General features: G+C 44.6%; 25 protein-coding genes. All 25 read left to right on the top strand.

Annotated elements, in window-relative coordinates; all coding sequences use genetic code 11:
* The first annotated feature begins 28 nt into the window (after window positions 1–28).
* The 25 genes from flgG to AC1DE7_RS05025 all read left to right on the top strand — a co-directional run bounded on the left by flgG (window position 29) and on the right by AC1DE7_RS05025 (window position 21658).
* Window positions 29–844, top strand: a complete 816-nt coding sequence (gene flgG, locus AC1DE7_RS04905; protein WP_127543770.1) for a flagellar basal body rod protein FlgG — start codon at window positions 29–31, stop codon at window positions 842–844.
* Window positions 845–911: 67 nt separating this feature from the next.
* Window positions 912–1133, top strand: a complete 222-nt coding sequence (locus tag AC1DE7_RS04910; RefSeq protein WP_169478481.1) for a flagellar FlbD family protein — start codon at window positions 912–914, stop codon at window positions 1131–1133.
* On the top strand, window positions 1133–1594 hold the full coding sequence (locus AC1DE7_RS04915) for a flagellar basal body-associated FliL family protein (RefSeq protein WP_339188219.1): 462 nt from the start codon (window positions 1133–1135) through the stop codon (window positions 1592–1594). The genes AC1DE7_RS04910 and AC1DE7_RS04915 overlap by 1 nt, the downstream gene beginning before the upstream one ends.
* 40 nt (window positions 1595–1634) lie before the next feature.
* Window positions 1635–2633, top strand: a complete 999-nt coding sequence (fliM, locus tag AC1DE7_RS04920) for a flagellar motor switch protein FliM (RefSeq protein ID WP_339188217.1) — start codon at window positions 1635–1637, stop codon at window positions 2631–2633.
* A complete protein-coding gene (gene fliY, locus AC1DE7_RS04925; RefSeq protein ID WP_150367668.1) occupies window positions 2623–3897 on the top strand; it encodes a flagellar motor switch phosphatase FliY in 1275 nt (424 codons plus the stop codon). Before fliM ends, fliY begins: the two co-directional genes overlap by 11 nt.
* A gap of 28 nt (window positions 3898–3925) precedes the next feature.
* Window positions 3926–4291: a response regulator gene (locus AC1DE7_RS04930; RefSeq protein WP_017689175.1), complete on the top strand. Its 366-nt coding sequence runs from the start codon at window positions 3926–3928 to the stop codon at window positions 4289–4291.
* 11 nt (window positions 4292–4302) lie between these two features.
* Complete coding sequence (locus AC1DE7_RS04935) at window positions 4303–4839, top strand: flagellar biosynthetic protein FliO (RefSeq protein WP_100529395.1); 537 nt, start codon at window positions 4303–4305, stop codon at window positions 4837–4839.
* Window positions 4836–5591: a flagellar type III secretion system pore protein FliP gene (gene fliP, locus AC1DE7_RS04940; RefSeq protein ID WP_017689173.1), complete on the top strand. Its 756-nt coding sequence runs from the start codon at window positions 4836–4838 to the stop codon at window positions 5589–5591. The genes AC1DE7_RS04935 and fliP overlap by 4 nt, the downstream gene beginning before the upstream one ends.
* Window positions 5592–5616: 25 nt before the next feature.
* On the top strand, window positions 5617–5886 hold the full coding sequence (gene fliQ, locus AC1DE7_RS04945; protein WP_017689172.1) for a flagellar biosynthesis protein FliQ: 270 nt from the start codon (window positions 5617–5619) through the stop codon (window positions 5884–5886).
* A gap of 10 nt (window positions 5887–5896) precedes the next feature.
* A complete protein-coding gene (gene fliR, locus AC1DE7_RS04950) occupies window positions 5897–6685 on the top strand; it encodes a flagellar biosynthetic protein FliR (RefSeq protein WP_036609353.1) in 789 nt (262 codons plus the stop codon).
* A 23-nt stretch (window positions 6686–6708) separates the two neighbouring features.
* A complete protein-coding gene (gene flhB / locus AC1DE7_RS04955; protein ID WP_174806417.1) occupies window positions 6709–7791 on the top strand; it encodes a flagellar biosynthesis protein FlhB in 1083 nt (360 codons plus the stop codon).
* A gap of 25 nt (window positions 7792–7816) precedes the next feature.
* A complete protein-coding gene (gene flhA, locus AC1DE7_RS04960; RefSeq protein ID WP_036670372.1) occupies window positions 7817–9850 on the top strand; it encodes a flagellar biosynthesis protein FlhA in 2034 nt (677 codons plus the stop codon).
* Entirely contained in the window at window positions 9847–11199 is a 1353-nt protein-coding gene (flhF, locus tag AC1DE7_RS04965) for a flagellar biosynthesis GTPase FlhF (RefSeq protein WP_253507493.1), read from the top strand. Before flhA ends, flhF begins: the two co-directional genes overlap by 4 nt.
* Complete coding sequence (locus AC1DE7_RS04970; protein ID WP_036670376.1) at window positions 11196–12083, top strand: MinD/ParA family protein; 888 nt, start codon at window positions 11196–11198, stop codon at window positions 12081–12083. Before flhF ends, AC1DE7_RS04970 begins: the two co-directional genes overlap by 4 nt.
* Window positions 12084–12115: 32 nt before the next feature.
* Window positions 12116–13558 (top strand): chemotaxis-specific protein-glutamate methyltransferase CheB, encoded by a 1443-nt coding sequence (gene cheB / locus AC1DE7_RS04975; RefSeq protein ID WP_477533839.1) that lies wholly within the window; start codon window positions 12116–12118, stop codon window positions 13556–13558.
* A gap of 32 nt (window positions 13559–13590) precedes the next feature.
* Complete coding sequence (locus AC1DE7_RS04980) at window positions 13591–15663, top strand: chemotaxis protein CheA (RefSeq protein WP_036609342.1); 2073 nt, start codon at window positions 13591–13593, stop codon at window positions 15661–15663.
* Window positions 15664–15704: 41 nt separating this feature from the next.
* Window positions 15705–16166, top strand: a complete 462-nt coding sequence (locus AC1DE7_RS04985) for a chemotaxis protein CheW (RefSeq protein WP_036609340.1) — start codon at window positions 15705–15707, stop codon at window positions 16164–16166.
* Window positions 16167–16176: 10 nt separating this feature from the next.
* A complete protein-coding gene (locus AC1DE7_RS04990; RefSeq protein ID WP_100529443.1) occupies window positions 16177–16797 on the top strand; it encodes a chemotaxis protein CheC in 621 nt (206 codons plus the stop codon).
* Window positions 16790–17287 carry a chemotaxis protein CheD gene (locus tag AC1DE7_RS04995; protein WP_091031874.1) on the top strand — a complete coding sequence of 166 codons (498 nt, stop codon included), beginning with the start codon at window positions 16790–16792 and terminating at the stop codon, window positions 17285–17287. The genes AC1DE7_RS04990 and AC1DE7_RS04995 overlap by 8 nt, the downstream gene beginning before the upstream one ends.
* Window positions 17288–17291: 4 nt before the next feature.
* The gene (locus tag AC1DE7_RS05000; RefSeq protein WP_315371540.1) at window positions 17292–17744 is read left to right on the top strand and encodes a hypothetical protein; all 453 of its coding nucleotides are present in this window, start codon (window positions 17292–17294) and stop codon (window positions 17742–17744) included.
* 6 nt (window positions 17745–17750) lie between these two features.
* Window positions 17751–18539 (top strand): FliA/WhiG family RNA polymerase sigma factor, encoded by a 789-nt coding sequence (locus AC1DE7_RS05005; RefSeq protein ID WP_017689160.1) that lies wholly within the window; start codon window positions 17751–17753, stop codon window positions 18537–18539.
* 62 nt (window positions 18540–18601) lie between these two features.
* Window positions 18602–20011, top strand: coding sequence for a DUF342 domain-containing protein (locus AC1DE7_RS05010; RefSeq protein WP_076249810.1), 1410 nt, complete (start codon window positions 18602–18604; stop codon window positions 20009–20011).
* A 52-nt stretch (window positions 20012–20063) separates the two neighbouring features.
* Window positions 20064–20378 carry a hypothetical protein gene (locus AC1DE7_RS05015; protein WP_036609332.1) on the top strand — a complete coding sequence of 105 codons (315 nt, stop codon included), beginning with the start codon at window positions 20064–20066 and terminating at the stop codon, window positions 20376–20378.
* A gap of 65 nt (window positions 20379–20443) precedes the next feature.
* Window positions 20444–21028: a hypothetical protein gene (locus AC1DE7_RS05020; protein ID WP_036670381.1), complete on the top strand. Its 585-nt coding sequence runs from the start codon at window positions 20444–20446 to the stop codon at window positions 21026–21028.
* A 3-nt stretch (window positions 21029–21031) separates the two neighbouring features.
* On the top strand, window positions 21032–21658 hold the full coding sequence (locus AC1DE7_RS05025; protein ID WP_036670382.1) for an endolytic transglycosylase MltG: 627 nt from the start codon (window positions 21032–21034) through the stop codon (window positions 21656–21658).
* Window positions 21659–21918 lie beyond the last annotated feature (260 nt).

A 21918-nucleotide genomic window follows, 5' to 3' on the forward strand; every position in this document is an offset into this window, starting at 1 on the left:
CAAATGAAGACTGGGAGGATTTTTAAAAATGATAAAATCAATGTACTCAGGCGTTTCCGGGATGCGGGGTTTCCAAACAAAACTCGACGTAATTGGTAACAATATTGCGAACGTAAACACGGTTGGCTTCAAAGGCAGTCGGGTTATGTTCAAAGATATTATGAGCCAAACTACGGCAGGGGTAACTGCCCCTGGCGATGCAAGTGGTGGTGTCAATGCGAAACAAATCGGTCTTGGTGTAACGGTAGGTTCAATTGATACGTTGCATCTGGCAGGTAGCCCAATGACAACGAATAATCCAACAGATCTTCGGATTAATGGAGATGGATTCTTCTTGGTACGTTTGAGTGAAGATCAGGAAGTACCTTACCTGACTCGTGCAGGAGATTTCCATGTGGATGCTGCACGTAACCTTTTGACTTCGGATGGATTGTTTGTTCTGGATAACGGTGGTGGAAATATTACGATACCGGATGATGTTGTTTCCTTCACGATAGGTCAGGATGGAACAATCAACCAAACCATGGCAGACGGAACCATCGAAGCGGGTCCACAGATTGGAATAGGTAAAGTTGTCAATCCAGAAGGTCTTGAGAAGATTGGGGGCAACTTGTACCGTATGACAGCAAACGCGAATCCGGATGGGGCGCTGGAACCATTAACAGCGAACAGTGCTGAGGACGGAACAGGAGCAATCGTTGCTGGACAGCTCGAGATGTCTAACGTGGATCTGACTGGAGAGTTTACTGAGATGATTGTAGCTCAGCGTGGATTCCAGGCCAACTCCCGGATCATTACAACGTCGGATGAAATACTTCAGGAAGTTGTTAACCTGAAACGTTAATAGCTGATTAGTGATTTTTAAAATGTGGAGGAGCTTGCTCCTCCCACTCTGATCGAGGGGGCTTAGCATGATTTCGGTTACGCGGTTAAATGGTTCTCCCATGTGGTTAAATGCGCTGATGGTTGAGATTGTGGAAGAGACGCCTGACACGTATGTTACTCTGGTGACTGGAAAGAGATTGATTGTGCTTGAGAAAGCCGATGAAGTTATTTCCAAAATTAAAGATTACAACCGTGAAATCGGGGTTCAGGCAGCCACTATTAAAGTGCAGCAAACGGAGGAATCCTGATGAAAAAAATGATGCCCTGGCTTGCAACAATGTTGCTGGCAATAACACTCATTGTGGTGGTTGTGTTTGTATTTATGCAAGGACAGACCGGGAATAAGAACGACACACATACGGCGGCAGCTGCTGAAGAAAAAAAAATGACTGCGGATGAAATTGTAGAGGTATCCTCAGAGCTTGCACAGATTAAAACGAATATGGCCGATCCGGATCGTATTATTATGGTTAGTTTTTCTTTCATTTTATCTGATAAAACAGCCAAAGAAGATTTTGAGAAAATTAAAAGCATTACGGTGAAGCCTATTATTATTCAGGCACTTGCAGACACCAAGGCTGAGGAACTGAGTTCGGCCAAGGGTATGAAACAATTCAATGAGAAACTGACAGGTCTGATTAATGAGGCATTGCCTGAGCCGAAATTGAAAAGCACTAGTTTTTCAGACATTGTTATAGCGCCAATGTAAATGAACAGAACACGCTGTAGACCTGTAAGGGGGTGAGAACATGGTGGATGTATTATCACAGAATGAGATTGATGCCCTATTAGCAGCCCTTTCTTCTGGTGAGATGGACGCAGAAGAATTGAAGAAGGAAGATACTCAGAAGAAAATTAGATCATACGATTTTAAGCGGGCAGTGCGTTTCTCCAAAGACCATATCAGAAGCTTGACTCGTATTCACGAAAACTTTGCACGCTTTCTCACCACTTATTTTTCAGCCCAACTGCGGACGTTCGTTCAAATCAATGTCGTTCAGGTCGAACAGTTGCCTTATGATGAGTTTATCCGTTCTATTCCTAAGATGACGATATTGAACATTTTTGAAGCGGAGCCACTACAGGGACGAATGGTGATGGAAGTCCATCCAAACGTGGGTTATGCGATGTTGGATCGCCTGCTTGGTGGAACCGGAACTGCTCCAACCAAGATCGCATCGATGACGGAGATTGAGACGACCATCATGGAGCGGATATTCAGCCGAGCATTTGAAAGTTTGCAAGAAGCATGGAAGACTGTGTTGGATATTTCCCCAAGGATGGAAGCGCTCGAGACCAATCCGCAATTTATGCAGATTGTATCTCCCAATGAGACCATTGCTCTGATCTCGCTCAGTACCAAAATTGGTGACACGACAGGCATGATCAATCTATGTATACCGCATGTCGTTCTTGAACCTATTATGTCACGGTTGTCAACTCATCAGTGGTTTGTTTCGGAGAAGAAAACGAGAGCTCCGGAGGAGTATGATGCTCTAAAAGAGCGTGTGAACAAAGCCAAGTTACCAATCGTTGCGGAATTGGGAGAATCGAGAATTTCAATTGCAGAATTTCTGGGTCTGTCCGTTGGCGATGTCATTACGTTGAACAAACCAGTTGATGAGGGACTTTCCATTAAAGTGGGTGACAAACTGAAATACATGGGCAGTCCGGGGACAATCAAAGACCGTGTGGCTGTGCAAATAGACAAGATTGTCACCGAAGGAGTTGAAGAATTTGACGAGTAAGGATTATTTATCCCAAGAAGAAATCGATGCTTTGCTCAGGCAATCGGAATCGATAAACAGCTCGGAACCCGCTGAAAAGACGGTTGATGATTTTTTGACCGAGCTGGAGCAGGATGCCTTGGGGGAGATTGGTAACATTACATTTGGTAGCGCGGCAACAGCCTTGTCCACGCTATTAGGCCTCAAAGTAGATATTACAACACCTAAAGTTTCTATCATTAGTCGAACGCAGTTTGAAGAAGCTTTTCCTAAGCCACATGTTGCCGTTCATGTGAATTACGTGGATGGATTCGAAGGTATTAACTCACTTGTTATCAAGAAGAGAGATGCTCAAGTCATCGCTGATTTGATGCTGGGTGGCGAAGGAAATCCGGTGGATGAAGAACTGAATGAAATCCATATTAGTGCAGTACAGGAAGCGATGAACCAGATGATGGGTTCCTCTGCAACCTCAATGTCCACCATTTTTAATCGTTTTGTGAATATTTCCCCTCCGGGAATCGATATTCTCAATCTGGAGAGTGGAGAGGGTGTAAGTAATCTTCCAGCAGATGAGACCCTTATCCAAGTTTCATTTCGTTTGTTAATCGGGGATCTGATCGATTCCAATCTTATGCAGTTGCTTCCAGTACATTTTGCCAAAAACATGGTAGATATGCTGATTGGAGGCGCTCAGGAGTCAACAGCCAGCGCACCAGTGGCATCAACACCTGAACCTGCGCCAGCAGCTGTACCAGCAACGCCACCACCGGTTGCGGAGCAGCCGCCCGTTCAGCACCAACAGGCTCCACAGGCTCCACAACAGCCTGCTCAGGACTATAACGGATATGGACAGGCCCCGATGGGTATGCCTCAAGGAATGCCGCCACAGCAGCCGTATGGCATGCCACCGCAGCAACCTTATGGTGCACCTCAACATTACGGTGGAATGCCAAATAGGAATGTTAACGTACAACCAGTTCAATTCGCCAATTTGCAAAATGGGGCGTATGGTCAGGTAGACGAAAACAATTTGAATTTATTGATGGACATTCCCCTTAAGGTCACCGTAGAATTAGGAAGGACCCAGAAGCAAATTAAAGATATTTTGGAACTGTCACAGGGTTCGATTGTCGAACTGGATAAGTTAGCCGGGGAACCTGTCGATATTTTGGTGAATAACAAACTGATCGCCAAGGGAGAAGTTGTCGTTATTGACGAAAACTTTGGTGTTCGTGTTATAGATATCGTTAGCCAATGGGACCGAATTCAGAAATTACAATAAGCACAATTTAGGGAGGACTTAAATCAAGATGGCAAACCGAATTTTAGTCGTAGACGACGCTGCATTTATGAGAATGATGATCCGGGACATTTTGTCCAAAAATGGATATGAGGTTGTTGGTGAGGCACAGGATGGCTCACAAGCAATTGAGAAATTTAAAGAGCTTCGTCCGGATCTGATCACAATGGATATTACGATGCCTGAGATGGACGGCATTGCAGCTTTGAAAGAAATCAAGAAGATTGATGCTAACGCTAAAGTAATTATGTGCTCCGCGATGGGTCAACAAGCGATGGTAATCGACGCTATTCAAGCAGGTGCTAAAGACTTTATCGTTAAACCGTTCCAATCTGACCGGGTTATCGAAGCGATCAGCAAGACACTGGGCGTTTAAGAGACATGATGATGGCTCAGGGTGATATTCCAGGAGGAGCTGGCGTGGGAAGTAATTATTATTTACAGCTTGTATGGGTGATTGTTGTCCTGGCCGTCATCCTGGCCCTTATTGTTTATCTGATCCGTTTTCTAAACAAAAGGAATCAGCAAATGTTCCGGCACGGCACAATTCGTACCCTGGGCGGAGTTGGACTGGGGCAAAACAAGTCGTTGCAAATTATGGAAATTGGTGGGTGTGTATATCTGCTTGGTGTAGGTGAAGACATTCAGTTGATAGATAAGGTTTCGGATCTGGAAGAGGCCCAAAGAATCATTGATTCCTTCGAACGAGATGCTGCTGCACAACAAGGAAATCTCTCACCTCTCATTGCCAAGCTCACAAAACGTTTCCGTAAAGAAGAACCGCCGCGGGAAATGGAACTAGAGGACACAACTTCTTTTCACGAAATGTTTGAATCCAAACTTCGGCAGATGCCTAACCGTAAAGAGAAGATGGAAAAGCTCCTGGATAAAGACAATACTACAGATCGGTCGAGGGATTCATGAAGAAAAAGATTTGGTTAGCGTGTTGTTTATTAGGACTTATCAGTCTGGCATCTGTAACGGTTGCCTTTGCCGAACCCATTCCGAATATTGATATTCAGATTGGAAACGGTGATGGAGGAACACCAAGCACGAGTTCACTGTCCATCATTCTGTTAATTACGGTGCTTAGTATCGCTCCAGCAATGCTTGTACTGATGACCAGTTTTACTCGAATTGTGATTGTGCTCGGTTTTATACGTACATCTTTGGGTACACAACAAATGCCACCCAATCAGGTGCTGGTCGGTTTGGCGCTATTTCTGACACTTTTCATTATGTCGCCGACGTTGTCTTCCATAAATCAGGTAGCGCTTCAGCCCTATCTCCAGGGAGAGCTTACGCAAACAGAGGCACTTGAAAAAGCAGCTGATCCGATAAAGAAATTTATGTTTAGTCACACCAGAGAAAAAGATCTGTTGCTGTTTATGAAGTACAATCAGACTGAACAACCAAAGACCTACCAGGATATTCCAATCACTGTAATGGTACCGGCATATGTAATCAGTGAGTTGAAGACAGCATTCCAGATGGGGTTTATGATTTTTATTCCGTTTCTGGTTATAGACATTGTTGTCGCGAGTACACTCATGGCAATGGGGATGATGATGCTTCCGCCGGTCATGATCTCATTACCTTTCAAAATACTGCTCTTTGTCCTTGTGGACGGGTGGTATCTGGTTGTCAAGTCACTGTTACTGAGTTTTAATACTTGATCCGGAAAGTTAAAGGAGGACGGTCATGACTTCGGAATTTATTATCGGTCTGGCCGGGAAAGCGGTATACACGTCATTGCTGGCCAGCGCACCTATGCTTATACTAGCTCTGGTTGTAGGACTTGCAATCAGTATTTTTCAAGCGACAACTCAAATTCAGGAACAAACATTAGCTTTTGTGCCCAAGATTGTTGCCGTACTTCTGTCAGTACTTTTGTTTGGACCTTGGATCTTAAATATCTTGGTCGATTTCACGTTTAACATTCTCGATAATCTATACAGATACATAGGGTAGGCTTTAGCAGATGGAGACATTGTTGCAAAGTTTCCCTGTCGCTCTGCTTATGTTTTGTCGAATCACATCATTTTTTGTAACTGCGCCAGTTTTTTCGGCTCGAAATGTGCCGGCTTCAGTTAAAATAGGTATCTCTGCATTTGTCACATTATCTGTCTATCTGATTTACGGAATAGACCAGACCGTACCCACAGACCTGAGTTATGTCTTATTGATCATCAGAGAGATTCTAATTGGCCTGCTTTTAGGTTTTGTGGCTTATCTGTTGATGACGGCTGTTCAGACTGCGGGGACCTTTATCGATCTACAGATCGGTTTTGGTATGGCCAATGTATACGATCCAATGACAGGTGCTTCAGCTCCACTTACGGGTAACTTGAAGTATGCATTTGCTATGCTTCTGTTTCTGACAATGAATGGTCACCATTATTTGCTGGATGCGATAGTTTACAGTTACCGGTGGGTACCATTATCTAATGTGTTTTTCCTACGGTTGGCAGATGGAAGTATTGCTGAATTTTTGATTCAGACCTTAGGTCAATCATTTATGCTGGCTTTTCAGATGTCGGCTCCGATTGTAGTTGCGTTGTTTTTGACGGATGTTGGATTGGGTTTTTTGGCCAAAACTGCTCCTCAATTTAATGTATTTGCAGTTGGGTTGCCGCTTAAGTTACTCGTTGGTCTTGCTATTTTGCTTTTGCTGGTTCCCAGTTTCTCCTTTGTATTTAGTCAATTGTTCGAAGCGATATTCAGATCGATGGAAAAATTGCTTGGAACCATTGGACAAAGGCCCGGCTGAGTGAAACGGAGGAAAAGACACGGATGAAACTTCAACTCGACCTCCAGTTGTTTTCAGGGGAGAAGACGGAGAAAGCTACCCCGAAAAAGAGACAGGATACACGAAAAAAAGGACAGGTTGTAAAAAGCGCTGAACTATCTGGCGCATCCATTCTCCTAATCGTGTTTTTGATCATGATGGTATTCAGCAATTTCTATAAAGAACGTATAGTTCGTCTGTTTACAGATATCTTCATCAATCGATTGAGTATGGATATCACCGGAGAGAATGTGATGGCGCTTATGATGCGCTATGGCATTGAAGTTTTGTTATTGATCGCTCCCGTTTTGCTGGGTGCGTTACTGGTTGCTTTGATCGTTAACTACATGCAAGTTGGTTTTCTTCTTGTAGGGGAAGGTTTGAAGCCAAAACTTGAGAAACTGGACCCGATTAAAGGTTTCAAAAATATATTCTCTCTCCGCTCATTAGTGGAATTTGCTAAATCCATTTTGAAAATGTCGCTTATCGGTTATCTCGTTTACAGTACAATTAAAGGCTACCAGTCAGATATTGCTTCACTTTCTCATTTTTCATTGGATGCTATTTTACATTTCGCTGCGTCGATCACTTTAAGTCTTGGTATCAAGATTGCAGTGGCATTAATGATACTTGCGATATTTGATTACATGTATCAGAAGTATGACCATGAGAAGAAGATTCGTATGTCCAAGCAAGACATCAAAGACGAGTACAAGAAAATGGAAGGTGATCCGCTGATCAAAGGTAAAATCCGGGAACGCCAGCGTCGTATGGCTATGCAGCGTATGATGCAGGAAGTGCCAAATGCGGATGTAATCATCACGAACCCGACCCACTTTGCGGTTGCGCTAAAGTATGAAGGTTCCGAGATGGAGGCACCACAGATTATTGCCAAAGGTCAGGATTATGTCGCCTTGCGTATTAAGGAAATAGCCAAAGAAAACGGTGTTATTACGATGGAAAACAAGCCGCTGGCACGGGCATTGTTCCAGAGAGCCGAGATTGGTGACGCTATACCGGCCGATTTGTTTCAAGCGGTAGCTGAAGTGCTGGCTTATGTATATAAACTAAAGGGCAGAACGAAATAAAAGGGGATCGGAGGCCGTACATTCATTGAAGATTAAAGATATAGCTGTCCTTGCGGGTATCATTGGCATTGTGTTGATGATGATTCTTCCGATCCCAACCTGGCTGTTGGACTTGTTGCTGGTCGTCAATATTTCAATTGCACTGATGATACTCCTTGTTGCAATGAACAGCAAAGAAGCGTTGCAGTTTTCTATTTTTCCAGCTTTGCTGTTGATCACTACACTATTCCGACTGGCTCTGAACATTTCGACTACCAAGCTAATTCTTGGTGAAGGGGATGCTGGAGCTGTAGTTGCTACCTTTGGTAGCTGGATTGCTGGAGGACAGATTGCAATTGGATTTATCGTGTTTTTGATCCTCGTTGTCGTTCAGTTTATCGTTATTACAAAGGGGTCTGAGCGCGTAGCTGAAGTTGCTGCCCGATTCACCCTTGATGCGATGCCTGGTAAACAAATGAGTATTGATGCGGATCTGAATGCGGGTCTGATCAACGAGCAACAAGCTCGTGAGCGTCGTTCCAAAATTGAACGTGAAGCCGATTTCTATGGAGCGATGGATGGAGCAAGTAAATTCGTAAAAGGTGACGCAATTGCAAGTATTATCATCCTCCTGATCAATCTCATTGGTGGATTTATAATCGGTATGACTGTGCATGGGATGGCTTTTGCAGATGCAATGTCAACGTACTCTGTACTGACTATTGGAGATGGATTGGTAAGCCAAATCCCTGCTCTGCTTATTTCCACAGCAGCAGGACTTATCGTCACCAGAGCGTCTTCAGAAGGAAACCTGGCAGATGATATTACGGGGCAACTGTTTACATATCCAATACTAATTTATATCGTAGCTTTCGTTATTGCCATGCTCGGTTTCTTCACACCAATTCATGTTATTACTACGCTTCCGTTGGCAGGTGTGTTGGCATATGCCGCGTGGCGTATGCAGAATAATCTGAATTTGAAACAAGTAGCGGAAGAACAGTTGGAAGAAGAACAGCAGATTGAAGAGGTTAGAAGTCCTGAAAGTGTAATTAACCTGCTTCAGGTGGACCCTATTGAGTTTGAATTTGGTTATGGTTTAATACCACTTGCTGATAATCAGCAGGGTGGGGACTTATTGGATCGGATCATTATGATTCGGAGGCAGTGTGCTCTTGAACTGGGGTTGGTCGTTCCGGTCATACGGATTCGAGATAATATCCAGCTCAGACCCAATGAGTATGTTATCAAAATCAAGGGTAATGTGGTAGGTGGCGGAGAACTGTTGTTGAATCATTACCTTGCCATGAGTCCTGGCTATGATGAGGAGTCTGTGACAGGTATTGAAACGACGGAACCTGCTTTTGGACTTCCGGCACTATGGATTGATGAAGTAACCAAAGACAGAGCCGAACTTGCAGGATATACGGTCGTTGATCCGCCATCTGTTGTGGCTACACATCTGACGGAACTGATTAAGAAACATGCGCATGAGTTACTTGGAAGACAAGAGACAAAAGCACTTGTGGATAATCTCAGAGAGAACTATTCTGCCCTTGTGGATGAACTGATCCCTTCTCTACTTTCCATTGGTGATGTACAGAAAGTGCTTGCCAAGTTATTGCGTGAGAAAATATCTATTCGAGATATGGTTACCATCTTCGAGACACTGGCTGACTATGGTACGTATACGAAAGATCCTGATGTGCTGACTGAATACGTCAGACAATCCCTCTCACGTCAGATTACTCAGCAGTTCTCACAGAAAGGTGAGACACTTCGAGTGATCACGGTTGGACCTGGTCTTGAGAAGAAAATTGCTGAAAGTGTGCAACAATCGGATCAAGGCAGTTATCTTGCGCTAGACCCTGTATCTACACAAAGTGTATATCAGAAGCTCAGTGAACAAGTGAACCGTTTGATTCAATCAGGTCAACAACCTGTTGTATTAACTTCTCCAACCATTCGGATGTATCTGCGTCAGGTTATTGAACGTACTATGCAGGACATTCCTGTGCTTTCCTACAGCGAGTTGGAGCCGAATGTTGAAATTCAAAGTATCGGGGTGGTGAACTTATGAGAGTAAAACAATACGTTGTTGAGACCATGCCCGAAGCTATGCTTCAAATTCGCAAAGACCTGGGAAGTGATGCCGTTATTCTGTCCACCAAAGAGATTAAGGTGGGCGGTGTAATGGGAATGTTTCGCAAAAAACGGATCGAAGTTGTAGCTGCAGTGGATAAGGAAGAAAACAAGCAAACAACAAAGCCAGTACAAAATCAATTCACACCTGTACCTCGTGCATTTGTACCTGAGGCTTATCGGCAAACAGCTCGTTCGTTTGTTGCGGCTTCTGATGAGTCGGTGACAACGAATACAGCTGATCAAAGTGTACAGGACCAATCTGCGGCTGCACCGTCTGTGTTTGAATCGCGTAATATCGGTTCAAACATAGACAGCGGCTCAGGTTCTTCAAGCACGGATCATAAACCGCGACCGCAAGGGGCGGATTTTTCGGGTTCAACAACTGGTCCGAAGCCAACAGGTTCAGACCTGCAACAGGATAAGTTGATGACTGAATTGCAGGATCTTAAACAGATGGTGACCAGGCTTTCAAAGCAAGGTACTTCTGCAGACCCTGTGCCAGAGGAACTGCATACGATCCGTGAACGTTTGACAGAACAAGATGTTTGGCCTGAAGTATGGGAATCCTGGTTTGATTCAATTCAAGCAAAATGGTCTGAGAATGGATTAAAAGAACAGGATGTAGAGCAAATAGTGAAGCTTGAGGTTATGCACTTTTTGGAGCAACGTATTGAAGAAGGCATTCTTCCTACCACGCGAATCGTCTATGTAGCTGGACCAACCGGTGTAGGGAAAACTACGACAATTGCAAAATTGGCTGCTGAACAAATGTTCAAAAAACAGCGTAAAGTTGGATTCATTACATCAGATACGTATCGGATCTCGGCGGTAGAACAGCTTAGAACGTATGCATCTATACTGAATGTTCCACTTGAGGTGGTGCAATCGCCTGGTGATACACAACGTGCCATTTCTCGATTAGAGAATTGTGATTTGATCTTTATGGATACAGCGGGTAGAAACTACAGAAATGAATTACTTGTTTCAGAACTGCAAAGCTTGCTTGCTCCTGTAGAGAATAGCGAAACCTTTCTGGTCATGAGTATGACTTCCAAAAGTGCTGATATGGTGCAGATCACGGAACATTTCAGTAAATATGGACTGGATAAGGTGATTTTCACCAAAATGGATGAGACTGGGAGCTGCGGTCCGCTATTTAACTTGTTACACCGTTTTCCACTCAAGCTCGCATATGTGGCAAATGGACAAAATGTTCCAGACGATTTGTTGAAACCAGATGCAGATTCGTTGTCCAAACAGTTGCTGGGAGAATGGTCACAATGAAGGATCAGGCAGCTACACTTCGAAGTATGGTCTCCGCGCCATTGGAAATGGAAGGCATTGAGCGAGATATTCGATCCTCGAAAATCATTACTGTGGCCAGTGGTAAGGGAGGTGTTGGCAAATCCAATTTCACACTGAACTTTGCCTTGGCATTGCAGGCTTTGGGGCAAAAGGTACTTGTATTTGATGCTGATATTGGAATGGCTAATATTGATGTTCTTATGGGTACGTCTTCTTCCTATAATCTTTACCACCTGTTGTACCGACAAAAATCCATAAGGGAAATCATACAACTGGGTGCCAGTGGCTTGCCTTACATTGCTGGAGGATCGGGCATGAAAGAGTTATTCTCATTGTCTGATCGTGATCTGGAGTTTTTTGCCAGTCAAGTCGAGGATATTGCCCAGGAAATGGATTATGTCATCTTTGACACTGGTGCAGGACTCTCCAGAGAGAATATGAAGTTCATCGGTGCTGCTGATGAATGCCTGATTATAACTACACCTGAACCGACTTCAATAACCGATGCTTATGCTTTAGTCAAAGTTATGCACGGCCAGGAAAATGCTACGCCCTTTCGGATGATCGTTAACCGGGTGGAAGACGAACGAGAAGCGGAACGGGTGGCAGAAAAAATAGCTGGAGTGGCGAGGCGGTTTTTGCAGACGGATATTCCGCTACTTGGGTATATTTCAGAAGACGCTCAGGTAGTCAAGGCGGTTAAAAGGCAAATGCCCTATAGTCTGGCTTATCCCAATGCCAAAGCCTCTAAAGATATAGAGAAACTTGCTCTTCGTTATCTGGCTGTACCTGCAACTCCGGGATCCGGAACCTTGACAGGAATCAGGGGATTTATGAATAAGTGGCTTAAACGGACAACATGATTTCTGAATAAAGGAAACAGGGGTGACACAACATGGCGGCGTATCAAGTATTGGTTGTCGATGATTCCGCTTTTATGCGTAAGATTGTTACGGATTTGATCCAAGCGGATCCAGAATTCAAGGTTACAGCAACGGCATCAAACGGTAGAGAAGCGATTCAAAGATCACTAGAATTGAAACCCGATATTATTACAATGGACGTTGAGATGCCCGAAATGAATGGGTTGGATGCATTAAAATCAATTATGAAGGAATCTTTCGTTCCTGTGATTATGCTCTCTGGTATCAATGAACAAGGCATGAAAGAAACCATTATGGCGCTTGAAGCTGGGGCATTTGACTTCATTCGCAAACCATCTATTTCACATGACCAGGATATTGCTCAAGTTGGTAAAGCCTTGGTTGAGCGCATGCGAGCTGCGATGAATGAGATTAAAAGAAAAGCTGATCGTGAGTTATCCATGAAAAATAGAGACATGTTGCGAGGAGCAGTTGCTCCCCCAACTCAGCCAGTGCAGAAAGAACTGCCGGCTAGGGATCGAGCGGAGCCTGTGAAAAAAACGATCGAACCTGTCGAGACGATTCAACGCTCTCTTCGAGAGCGGACTGAAGCCTTTCAGGCCAAAGCAAAGAAACCAATTGAACCATTGTCACCTTCAAAACCAGGTCGCGTAGAGAATAAACCGGAGCCTTTGCCAAAGGCTGACCGTAATTTGGGGACGAAGGCAGAAAAAGCAGTGAGGTCAGCTAATCCAGTACAGACTCCAAAGGAAGTTCGACTACCTAATGCAGCTAGAGTGGCAGCTGATCAAATAGCGGCAACTTCTGCCTCTGCAAAAGCCAAGGATGTAATCAAGCCTAATCCTGTTCCCAAAGGTGGAGGGGGGCTGGAAGGACCATTCAACAAACTTGTGGCAATAGGTTGTTCTACGGGTGGACCGAGGGCTCTCAAGACATTGCTCGAGCAGTTGCCTGCTGATTTGCCTGCACCGGTCATTATTGTGCAGCATATGCCGCCCAATTTCACACGTTCTCTGGCTCAACGATTGAATACATTCAGTCCACTGCATGTGGTTGAAGCTGAAGAGGGCATGGTTCTGAAAAAAGGAACCGCCTATATAGCACCTGGCGGATTCCATGTGAAAGTTAACAAAACAGCAGACGGGAAGTTTATCGTGAAGCTGACTGAAGATCAACCAGTGAATGGCCATAGACCTTCAGTGGATACGATGTTTGAGTCACTTCTGCCGTTTACATCTTTACAAAGGCATCTTGTTTTGCTGACGGGAATGGGAAGTGATGGAGCACGTATGATGAAGAGATTATACGAAGCTGGAGTTACATCAACCTTTGCCGAGAATGAAGAAACATGTGTTGTATATGGTATGCCGCGTTCTGCTGTAGAGCTGCAATGCGTTCGTCATCTTCTGCCATTGCAGGAGATTGCGTCTAAACTTGTTCAAGCAGTGAAATAACGGAGTGTAACTCACGGAGGAGGTGCCTCACAATGGACATGAACCAATATTTATCCATGTTTATTGATGAGTCTAATGATCATCTGCAATCGCTTAACGAAAACATGCTTCAACTTGAAGGCAATCCGGAAGACCTGGGCATAGTTCAGGTTATATTCCGCTCTGCTCATACCTTGAAGGGTATGGCAGCAACTATGGGCTTTGAAGATTTGGCATCACTGACACATAAAATGGAAAATGTGTTGGATCTGGTTCGTAATGAGAAGTTGAAAATGCAGGATTACATTTTTGATACCATGTTCAAGAGTCTGGACGCTTTGGAAACTATGGTTCAGGATATTACCGAAGGTGGACAAGGTAAAGCAGATGTATCGTCGATCGTAGCTTCACTTCAAGCCATTGAAAATGGTGAAATGACAAACGGAAATGGACCTGCTACAGAAACAAACAAGCCGGCTAACGCTTCAATCTCTTCGGCTGTGGAGCTGGATGAATTCCAATATTCAGTGCTGGATCAGTCGATCGCCGAAGGTCATCGTGTGTTCTACGTGGATGTGCTTGTTAGCGAGCATAGCCAGTTAAAAGGTGTACGGGCTTATATGGTCTTTGATATGCTGGAACGTTCAGGTGAAGTCGTTAAGGCTTACCCATCCGTTCAGGATATTGAGCAGGAGAAGTTTGAGCGCAGTTTCTCGTTGTATTACATAACAACTAAAGAAGCGCACGAACTGGAAGAAGGCATCATGAGTATCTCTGAAATTGAAAGTGCAAAGCTCATTCAACTGGATCAGGAGACTCTTCAGCAGATGGCCAATCAGGTAGCAGCTACAGTTGAAGCGCCACCCGCACCAACAGCTGTAGCTGAGGTTGCTTCGCCGGATAAGAATTCTGTACCCAAAGAAGAAACCACAACGGCACCAGCTAAAACAGCTGCACCGAAGCAAGCTGCTGCACCTTCACGTACCATTCGTGTGGATATTGAACGTCTCGACGTATTGATGAACCTGTTCAGTGAATTGTTGATTGACCGTTCACGTCTGGAGCAACTGGCCAGTGAAACAGGCAACAATGATTTATCCGATACAGTAGCTCATTTAAGTCGAGTTAGCACAGATTTGCAAAATATTGTACTGAAATTGCGAATGGTTCCGGTAGATACCGTATTTAATCGATTCCCGCGCATGATCCGTGATCTGGCTAAGACACTTGATAAAAAAATCGATCTGGTGATTACAGGTGCTGAGACGGAACTGGATCGTACGGTAATTGATGAGATTGGTGATCCGCTTGTGCATTTACTGCGTAACGCGGTTGACCATGGTGTGGAATCCATTGCAGAGCGTGTAGCTGCAGGTAAACCAGAGATGGGTACAGTAAACCTGCGTGCCTTCCACAGTGGAAATCACGTATTTATCGAAATTGAAGATGATGGTAAAGGTATCTATCGCGACAAGCTTTTGAAAACCGCGATCAAACGTGGTGTTGTAACCGAAGAACAAGGTGCCAAAATGAGTGATGATGAAGTGAATCAGCTGTTGTTCGCACCTGGTTTTAGTACTGCTGATATTATCTCGGATATCTCTGGCCGGGGTGTTGGCTTGGATGTAGTAAAATCGAAGATCACTTCGCTTGGCGGTAATGTAACGATTCATTCAACTCCAGGCAAAGGCACGAACTTCTCTGTTCAGCTTCCGTTGACACTATCCATTATTGCTGCAATGCTTGTACGACTTGGTTCTGAGAAATATGCTGTTCCGTTGTCTTCCATTGTAGAAACGGCCATTGTACAACGTGAGCAAGTTCGTAATATTCACGGCAATAAAATGATCACGTTCCGTGAGTCACTTATTCCGTACTTGTCTTTGAGCGAAGTATTCTCTGTACCGGATTTCAATGACGCTGATGAGCAAGAAACAGAAATTGTCGTGATTCGCAAAGGCGACCGTCTTGCAGCCGTAGCTGTTGAAGAATTTATTGGACAAAGTGAGATTGTTCTCAAATCAATGGGAACCTATCTTCCTGCTATTGAAGGAATCTCTGGAGCAACCATTCTCGGAGATGGACAAGTAGCCCTGATTCTTGATCCTAATGCATTTATTAAATAAGCATAGAGCTAAGTCTTACATTTAATAGGGAGGTTTTTTACATGGAAGAAGAGTTGAAAGTCATCGTCTTTAAATTGGGTTCCGAAGAGTATGGTATTGAGGTAGACAAGGTTCAGACGATTGAGCGCATGATGCCAATTACCCGTGTTCCCAAGACACTTTCCTTTGTAAAAGGAGTTATTAATCTACGCGGTGTTGTAATTCCGGTCATTGATCTACGCGGTCGTTTCTCCCTTCCGGAAACGGAATACACGGATCAGACTCGTATTGTTATCGTAGGTGTAGACGACATGCAAGTTGGCTTTATCGTAGATTCTGCCAATGATGTTATTGATATCAAGAGCAGTGCGATCGATAGCCCACCAGAAGTGGTTGGCGGCGTCAAAGCGAGATACCTGCGAGGTGTTGCTAAATTGGAAGATTCACGCTTGTTGATCATGCTCAACCTAAACGAAGTATTAAATAAAAGCGAGATTGTACAGCTGGAAAGTGTTGAGGGCTAGTACCGTGGAGATGTTCAACCGATTTGAGGTATTCCAGATGGATGTGCTCAAAGAGGTCGGTAACATTGGAGCAGGCAACGCCGCAACGGCGTTGTCTCAACTCCTCAACAGACCGATTGACATGGGTGTACCTACAGTACAAATGCTCCCTTTTGAAGAAGTTGCCGAAAAAGTGGGCGGAGATGAACGCATCGTGGTTACCGTGTTTCTTCGTGTAGAAGGCGAGGCACCGGGAAATCTTTTCTTTATGATGACACCAGAGGCTGCTAAAATGTTGTTAAATAGACTTGCCGGGTTTGATCTGAAAGAAGGACTTGATTTTACAGATATGGAACAATCAGCGCTTTCCGAGATTGGAAATATTTTGGCTGGATCCTATCTTTCTTCTCTGGCAGATTTCACGAAGTTGTCTATGTATCCAACTGTCCCTGGACTTGCCATCGACATGGCAGGTGCCATTCTAAGTTATGGCTTGCTGCAATTTGGCGAGATGGGTGACGCTGCATTGTTGATTGACACATCTTTCTTTGAAGGTGAAGATCAAGTTGAGGGTCAGTTTTTCCTCATTCCGGATCCACCATCCTTTGCAAAGATATTTGAATCGCTAGGGGTGCCACTGAGCTATGATTGAGGACAAAAGCGTCGTTAAAGTCGGTATGGCGGATTTAAACATCGCTCATCTTCCTGGTGTAATCCGTACGACTGGCTTGGGTTCGTGTGTGGGATTAACAATGTATGACCCACATTTGAAGCTGGCTGGAATGGCGCATGTCATGCTTCCTACTTCAGAGATCGCCCGTGAAGGGAAACTGAACACTGCGAAATATGCGGACACGGCGTTGCCTGAGCTTTTGGAAAAGATGATTAAACTAGGCGCTTCTCGCTCACGTATTGTGTCTAAAATGGCCGGAGGCTCTCAGATGTTTGCCTTTGCTGGCGCTGGAGATACAATGCGTATTGGACCAAGGAATGCAGATTCTTGTCGAGAGTGGCTTCAAAAACTCAATATCCCTCTTCTAGCAGAAGATACGGGTGGGAATTATGGACGAACGATTGAGATGGATTGTGAAACTGGACTTTTGACTATTCGAAGCGTACAAATGGGTGTAAAGGAACTATAAGACTATGATAGGAAACTACCGCATTAATCTTGGAGCAGGCATCGTTGGGTTTATTCTTACTTTTTTTGTAGCATACAGCAGCAATGTGCTGACGACCAGTTTAATTCGCGGATTGATCGGATTCGTAGCCTGGTTTGTCCTTGCATATGGTTTACGCTGGGGATTGGGATTGCTGCTGAACCCTCAGATTGAGGGAAATGGGTATGGTTATGATTCACCAAGTGCTCAAGATCAAAGAGGTTCACAGGTGGACATTAAAATCGAAGACGATGGACAAGAGCTGAATGATTTGCTCAAGAGTGGACAGAACGCTTCATCTGGGGACGATCTTCCGCCATCTGAGACGAAAGCTCCAACGGGATTCGCCCCTTTGGATCCGCCTAAACTTGTCCGGACCAAGGATCCGGAGGAATTGGCGCAGGCCGTTCGTCACCTGACAGACAAACAAGGAGGGTGAAAGTAATTGAACGAGCGTAAAGCTTCACATTTGAACCATTCAGATCTGTGGGAAAAGTGGAAAGAACATGGAGATCTTGAAGCCAAGAAAACGTTGATTGAAAAGTATCTTCATATTGTAAATTATGTATCCGGTCGACTGGCTGTTGGTTTACCCAAAAATGTTCCCAAGGATGACTTGGAGAGCAATGGCGTTATGGGGTTAATTGATGCATTGGAGAAGTTCGACTATGAACGTGGTCTGCAATTTGAAACTTATGCATCATGGAGGGTCCGCGGAGCCATTCTTGACGGTCTGCGTCAAGGTGATTGGGTTCCGCGTTCTGTGCGTGAGAAGGCCAAGCGAATTGAAGACGCCTACCAACAGCTGGAACAAAGTTACCTCAGGTCTGTTAGTGATGAGGAAATGAGCGAGTACTTGGACGTATCCACTAAAGACTTTCAACATATGCTTCAGGAAGTGGCAGTCATGTCACTTTGCTCGTTGGAGGACCCAATTCGTGAGGAAGAGTCTGAGACTCGTCTGTCTTTGATGGTGGATGAGAAAGCCAAAAATCCGGATTATAAAGTGAATGAGTTTTATTTGAAGGAAGCTTTGGTGCAAGGGCTTGACAAGTTGACGGTAAAAGAGAGAACGGTTGTTTCACTCTTGTATTACGAAGATCTTTCTCTTAGTGAAATTGCTGAGGTTATGTCTCTTTCTCCGTCTCGTATATCCCAGTTACATTCCAAGGCAATATTACGATTACGCGGCACGTTGGACAAACAGAAAGATTTGTTGATGCGTAAAGATTAATAGAGAGAAGTAATATCACTGGAGTTTGGGGAGTGGAAAGTCTAAAAGGGGGAAGAATTGCGGTGACACAGCGGACTGCTTTGGAACAATGTTTAAACATTGTTTTATCGGACGACAAATGCACAGCCTACCTTGAATTTTCCAAAGAGGAAGAAGGCTTTGCCTGCACGATCGATGAACTTGAACAATTTGTGGCAAACAAGGGCATCAAACAAGGTGTATCGCGAGAGGCACTATTACTTTTTGTGAACAACCCTGAAACCTATTTGAAAGATAAATATAAGATTGCAGAAGGTGTCGCTCCCATTCAAGGAACAGATGGCTTCATCAAGGTCCTGGTTGGAATGGACGATACGAATGAACGACGACCACTGGAATCGGAAGATGGAACTGTCGATTACAAAGAAGTGACCCGATTAAACAATGTCCGTAGTGGTCAGATCATTGCAGAGCGGATCGCTCCTAGCGATGGCATACCAGGCAGGGCAGTAACGGGTGAGGAAATTCCTTATCGTCCGGGAAAAGAAGCTCGGTTTAAAGTTGGGAAAAACGTTGTGATTAACCCGGATGGTTCTGCGATGTATGCTGCACTGGATGGGCTGGTTACCAAAACGGACGGTAACAAACTGAATGTGTTTCCGGTTTATGAAGTCAATGGTGACGTTGACTACAATAACGGTAATATCGACTTTGTAGGCACAGTTGTCATACGAGGCAATGTACTTACCGGATTTAAAGTAAAAGCAGCAGGGGACATTCGTGTCGTCGGAGGTGTCGAAGGAGCTGAACTGGAAGCAGGCGGCTCAATCGAAATTACCGGTGGTATTATTGGTTATAACAAAGGACTGGTACAAGCAGGCCATAATGTTAAATGTACTTTCATTCAAGAAGGCAACGTAGATGCCGGTGAAGATGTTCTGGTTTCCCAAAGTATTATGCATTCTAATATTCGTGCTGGCCACGGTGTCATCTGTGCGGGAACCAAGGGTCTTATTGTTGGTGGCTCGATCCAGGCTGGTCAGAACGTCTCAGCGCGTGTTGTGGGCAACAGCATGTCCACGGTCACTTCCATTGAAGTTGGTGTGCTACCAAAGCTACGTAACGAACTCAATGATTTGCGCAAGGAAGTCAGAGAGCAGATGGATTCCTTGGACAAAACGAAGAAAGCTTTGACATTGCTGGATCAATTAGCTGCCGCTGGACAACTAACTCCAGATAAGATGTCGATGCGAATCAAACTGAATGCTACGCAGAAATCTGCTCTTCGTATAAGTGAAGAAACGAAAATGCGTATCTTTGAAATTGAAAAGGCACTTGAAGATACAAGTAATGCTCGTGTTGATATTCTGAAGATGATTTATGGGGGCTCTAAAATAGTTATCGGCAGATACACGAAATTTATTAAAGATCCAGTGAGTCGAATTTCATTTTATTATCACGATGGTGATATTACGATGGTTCCATACGTTTAAGTACAGCATTCAGGCACAGGAAGAAATCCATTCGAAACCGTGAGGTGAGCGTATGAGTTTCAAAGCAGTGGAGTTGCAGATTGCGGTACCACGAACAAGTGAAGCGGGACGTTATCAAAGTGAAGCCCAGCAGCGACCGATTACGGATCAGAATCTTTTGGCAGAGCAAACGTCGAAAGAAGCAAATGAAGCAAGGCAACGAAGTGAAGCAATGGACGAAACTTCACAGACTTCGGTGCGTGATGGTCATAACCATGATGGGGATCAGCAGAGTGGTTCCGATGGACAGGAGACGGCTCAGGCTCAAGAAACTGTCAAACCTGCAGAGCACCCGTACAAGGGAAAACACATAGATCTGTCTTTATAATAAATGGTTGTTATGGACATGCAGTCTTGCGCACCGATGGTTGAATCAGAAGGAGAGAACCCAATTTGTCACCATGGATCATTATTGTCATATTAGGGGCCTGCGCCATCGCCTACGCTTGTATTATGCCTCGGAAAAACAAGGTGCAAGAGCCTGGGCATCAACTGGTGCAGGAGATGGAATCTACGCTTGAGCACTACATGACCGAGATCGAAAATGATAATGATGCTCTTATTCAACGTGTGGCTGAAATGAAGGGAGAAGCGACAGCAGCCGATCAACGTATGCAATTGCAACTTCAGGAATTACAGCAGCGGTTGGATCAGCTGGAACAGAGCAAAAAGAACGAAGCTGTCGCATCACCTGTTCCACACTCCGGTAATGTATCTGTACAATCTTCCGAAGGTTTGCAAGCACAAGCGCTCGTGAAAAGTGTACAAGCAGAGGCGGCCCAGCAGGCGTTAGAAGCAGACCAACAGACCAGTGAAGTCGAATCTTTGCCTGGGCGTGAATCGATTAAAGATCGATATGCAGAACTCTTTAATCTACATGCTGAAGGTAAGTCGATGGATGCCATATCCAAGCAGACAGGCATTCAGCGAGGTGAGGTACAGTTAATACTGCAACTGGCAGAACGGGAGGAAAGCTAAGTCATGGACAAGCGATCCTTATGGATTGGTCTGGGGAGCGGCATGATTATTGGTGCGGTTTTGCTTCAACTGGCCACAGTTGGACAAAATGCATTGTCGGATAGTAATCTGGACCCCGAGCAGACTGCCAATATGACCAAAGAACAGCTTGAAACGGCCGCGAAAACCTTGGATATGAAGTTGGTCGGTTCTGAAGAGGAACTATACACAGAAGCAGAGTGGGTGGCAAAGAAAAAGCAGGAGAGCAGTGAGTTGCAGGGGAGTACAGCAACACCGCCAGAGACAGCAACCTCTACGGAAACACCTACCGAGCCTGAGAAGCCACAAGAGCCTGCTGCAAGTGAAGGTGAAGGGCAGAAAGAGATAACTGAGCCGAAGACAACAGAACCTGTAACGCCAAGCAATCCGAAAGGCGCAACAGTATCATTTAAAGTACGTTCAGGCAACAGTCTGGCGATCGTTGCAGCAAACCTAAAAACTGCGGGAATCGTAGATGATGCTCAAGCATTCATAAAGGCTGGCAAGGCTGAGCGAATCAATACCAAAATCCAGGTGGGTACCTATGCGCTTGAAAAAGGCGAAAGTTTCAAATCCATTATCGCAAAAATCACGAAAGAACCGTCAAACTGAGCATGCTCGGACAGGACGGTTTTTGCGTATTAAACGGTACATTTTCAAAGCTTGATAATAATTAGCTTTGAGTTACATATCAAGTTTAAAGGATTCGATACTAGCAAAAAATGAAAAGTAGATTTTAGCTTCAAAGACTGTTGCATCGGACAGTCAGTTATGCTATATTAAATAACGGTGTTAAAACACACGCATGTGCTAATTTTGTTGAGGGTGCTTTCCTTATGGAGAGTCTTGGCGAAAAATGATGCCGGCGGAGG

Source organism: Paenibacillus sp. 10L310, from assembly GCF_056395745.1.

What these genes read in the sequence shown, in the direction of transcription:
- AC1DE7_RS04995 (WP_091031874.1), top strand. Translation starts at nt 16,790, where the DNA reads ATGATTGAGGACAAAAGCGTCGTTAAAGTCGGTATGGCGGATTTAAAC.
- fliP (WP_017689173.1), top strand. Translation starts at nt 4,836, where the DNA reads ATGAAGAAAAAGATTTGGTTAGCGTGTTGTTTATTAGGACTTATCAGT.
- fliM (WP_339188217.1), top strand. Translation starts at nt 1,635, where the DNA reads ATGGTGGATGTATTATCACAGAATGAGATTGATGCCCTATTAGCAGCC.
- AC1DE7_RS04980 (WP_036609342.1), top strand. Translation starts at nt 13,591, where the DNA reads ATGGACATGAACCAATATTTATCCATGTTTATTGATGAGTCTAATGAT.
- AC1DE7_RS04990 (WP_100529443.1), top strand. Translation starts at nt 16,177, where the DNA reads ATGTTCAACCGATTTGAGGTATTCCAGATGGATGTGCTCAAAGAGGTC.
- flgG (WP_127543770.1), top strand. Translation starts at nt 29, where the DNA reads ATGATAAAATCAATGTACTCAGGCGTTTCCGGGATGCGGGGTTTCCAA.
- AC1DE7_RS04930 (WP_017689175.1), top strand. Translation starts at nt 3,926, where the DNA reads ATGGCAAACCGAATTTTAGTCGTAGACGACGCTGCATTTATGAGAATG.
- AC1DE7_RS05015 (WP_036609332.1), top strand. Translation starts at nt 20,064, where the DNA reads ATGAGTTTCAAAGCAGTGGAGTTGCAGATTGCGGTACCACGAACAAGT.
- cheB (WP_477533839.1), top strand. Translation starts at nt 12,116, where the DNA reads ATGGCGGCGTATCAAGTATTGGTTGTCGATGATTCCGCTTTTATGCGT.
- fliQ (WP_017689172.1), top strand. Translation starts at nt 5,617, where the DNA reads ATGACTTCGGAATTTATTATCGGTCTGGCCGGGAAAGCGGTATACACG.
- flhB (WP_174806417.1), top strand. Translation starts at nt 6,709, where the DNA reads ATGAAACTTCAACTCGACCTCCAGTTGTTTTCAGGGGAGAAGACGGAG.
- AC1DE7_RS04935 (WP_100529395.1), top strand. Translation starts at nt 4,303, where the DNA reads ATGGCTCAGGGTGATATTCCAGGAGGAGCTGGCGTGGGAAGTAATTAT.
- flhF (WP_253507493.1), top strand. Translation starts at nt 9,847, where the DNA reads ATGAGAGTAAAACAATACGTTGTTGAGACCATGCCCGAAGCTATGCTT.
- AC1DE7_RS05000 (WP_315371540.1), top strand. Translation starts at nt 17,292, where the DNA reads ATGATAGGAAACTACCGCATTAATCTTGGAGCAGGCATCGTTGGGTTT.
- AC1DE7_RS04910 (WP_169478481.1), top strand. Translation starts at nt 912, where the DNA reads ATGATTTCGGTTACGCGGTTAAATGGTTCTCCCATGTGGTTAAATGCG.
- AC1DE7_RS04915 (WP_339188219.1), top strand. Translation starts at nt 1,133, where the DNA reads ATGAAAAAAATGATGCCCTGGCTTGCAACAATGTTGCTGGCAATAACA.
- AC1DE7_RS04970 (WP_036670376.1), top strand. Translation starts at nt 11,196, where the DNA reads ATGAAGGATCAGGCAGCTACACTTCGAAGTATGGTCTCCGCGCCATTG.
- fliR (WP_036609353.1), top strand. Translation starts at nt 5,897, where the DNA reads ATGGAGACATTGTTGCAAAGTTTCCCTGTCGCTCTGCTTATGTTTTGT.
- AC1DE7_RS05025 (WP_036670382.1), top strand. Translation starts at nt 21,032, where the DNA reads ATGGACAAGCGATCCTTATGGATTGGTCTGGGGAGCGGCATGATTATT.
- AC1DE7_RS04985 (WP_036609340.1), top strand. Translation starts at nt 15,705, where the DNA reads ATGGAAGAAGAGTTGAAAGTCATCGTCTTTAAATTGGGTTCCGAAGAG.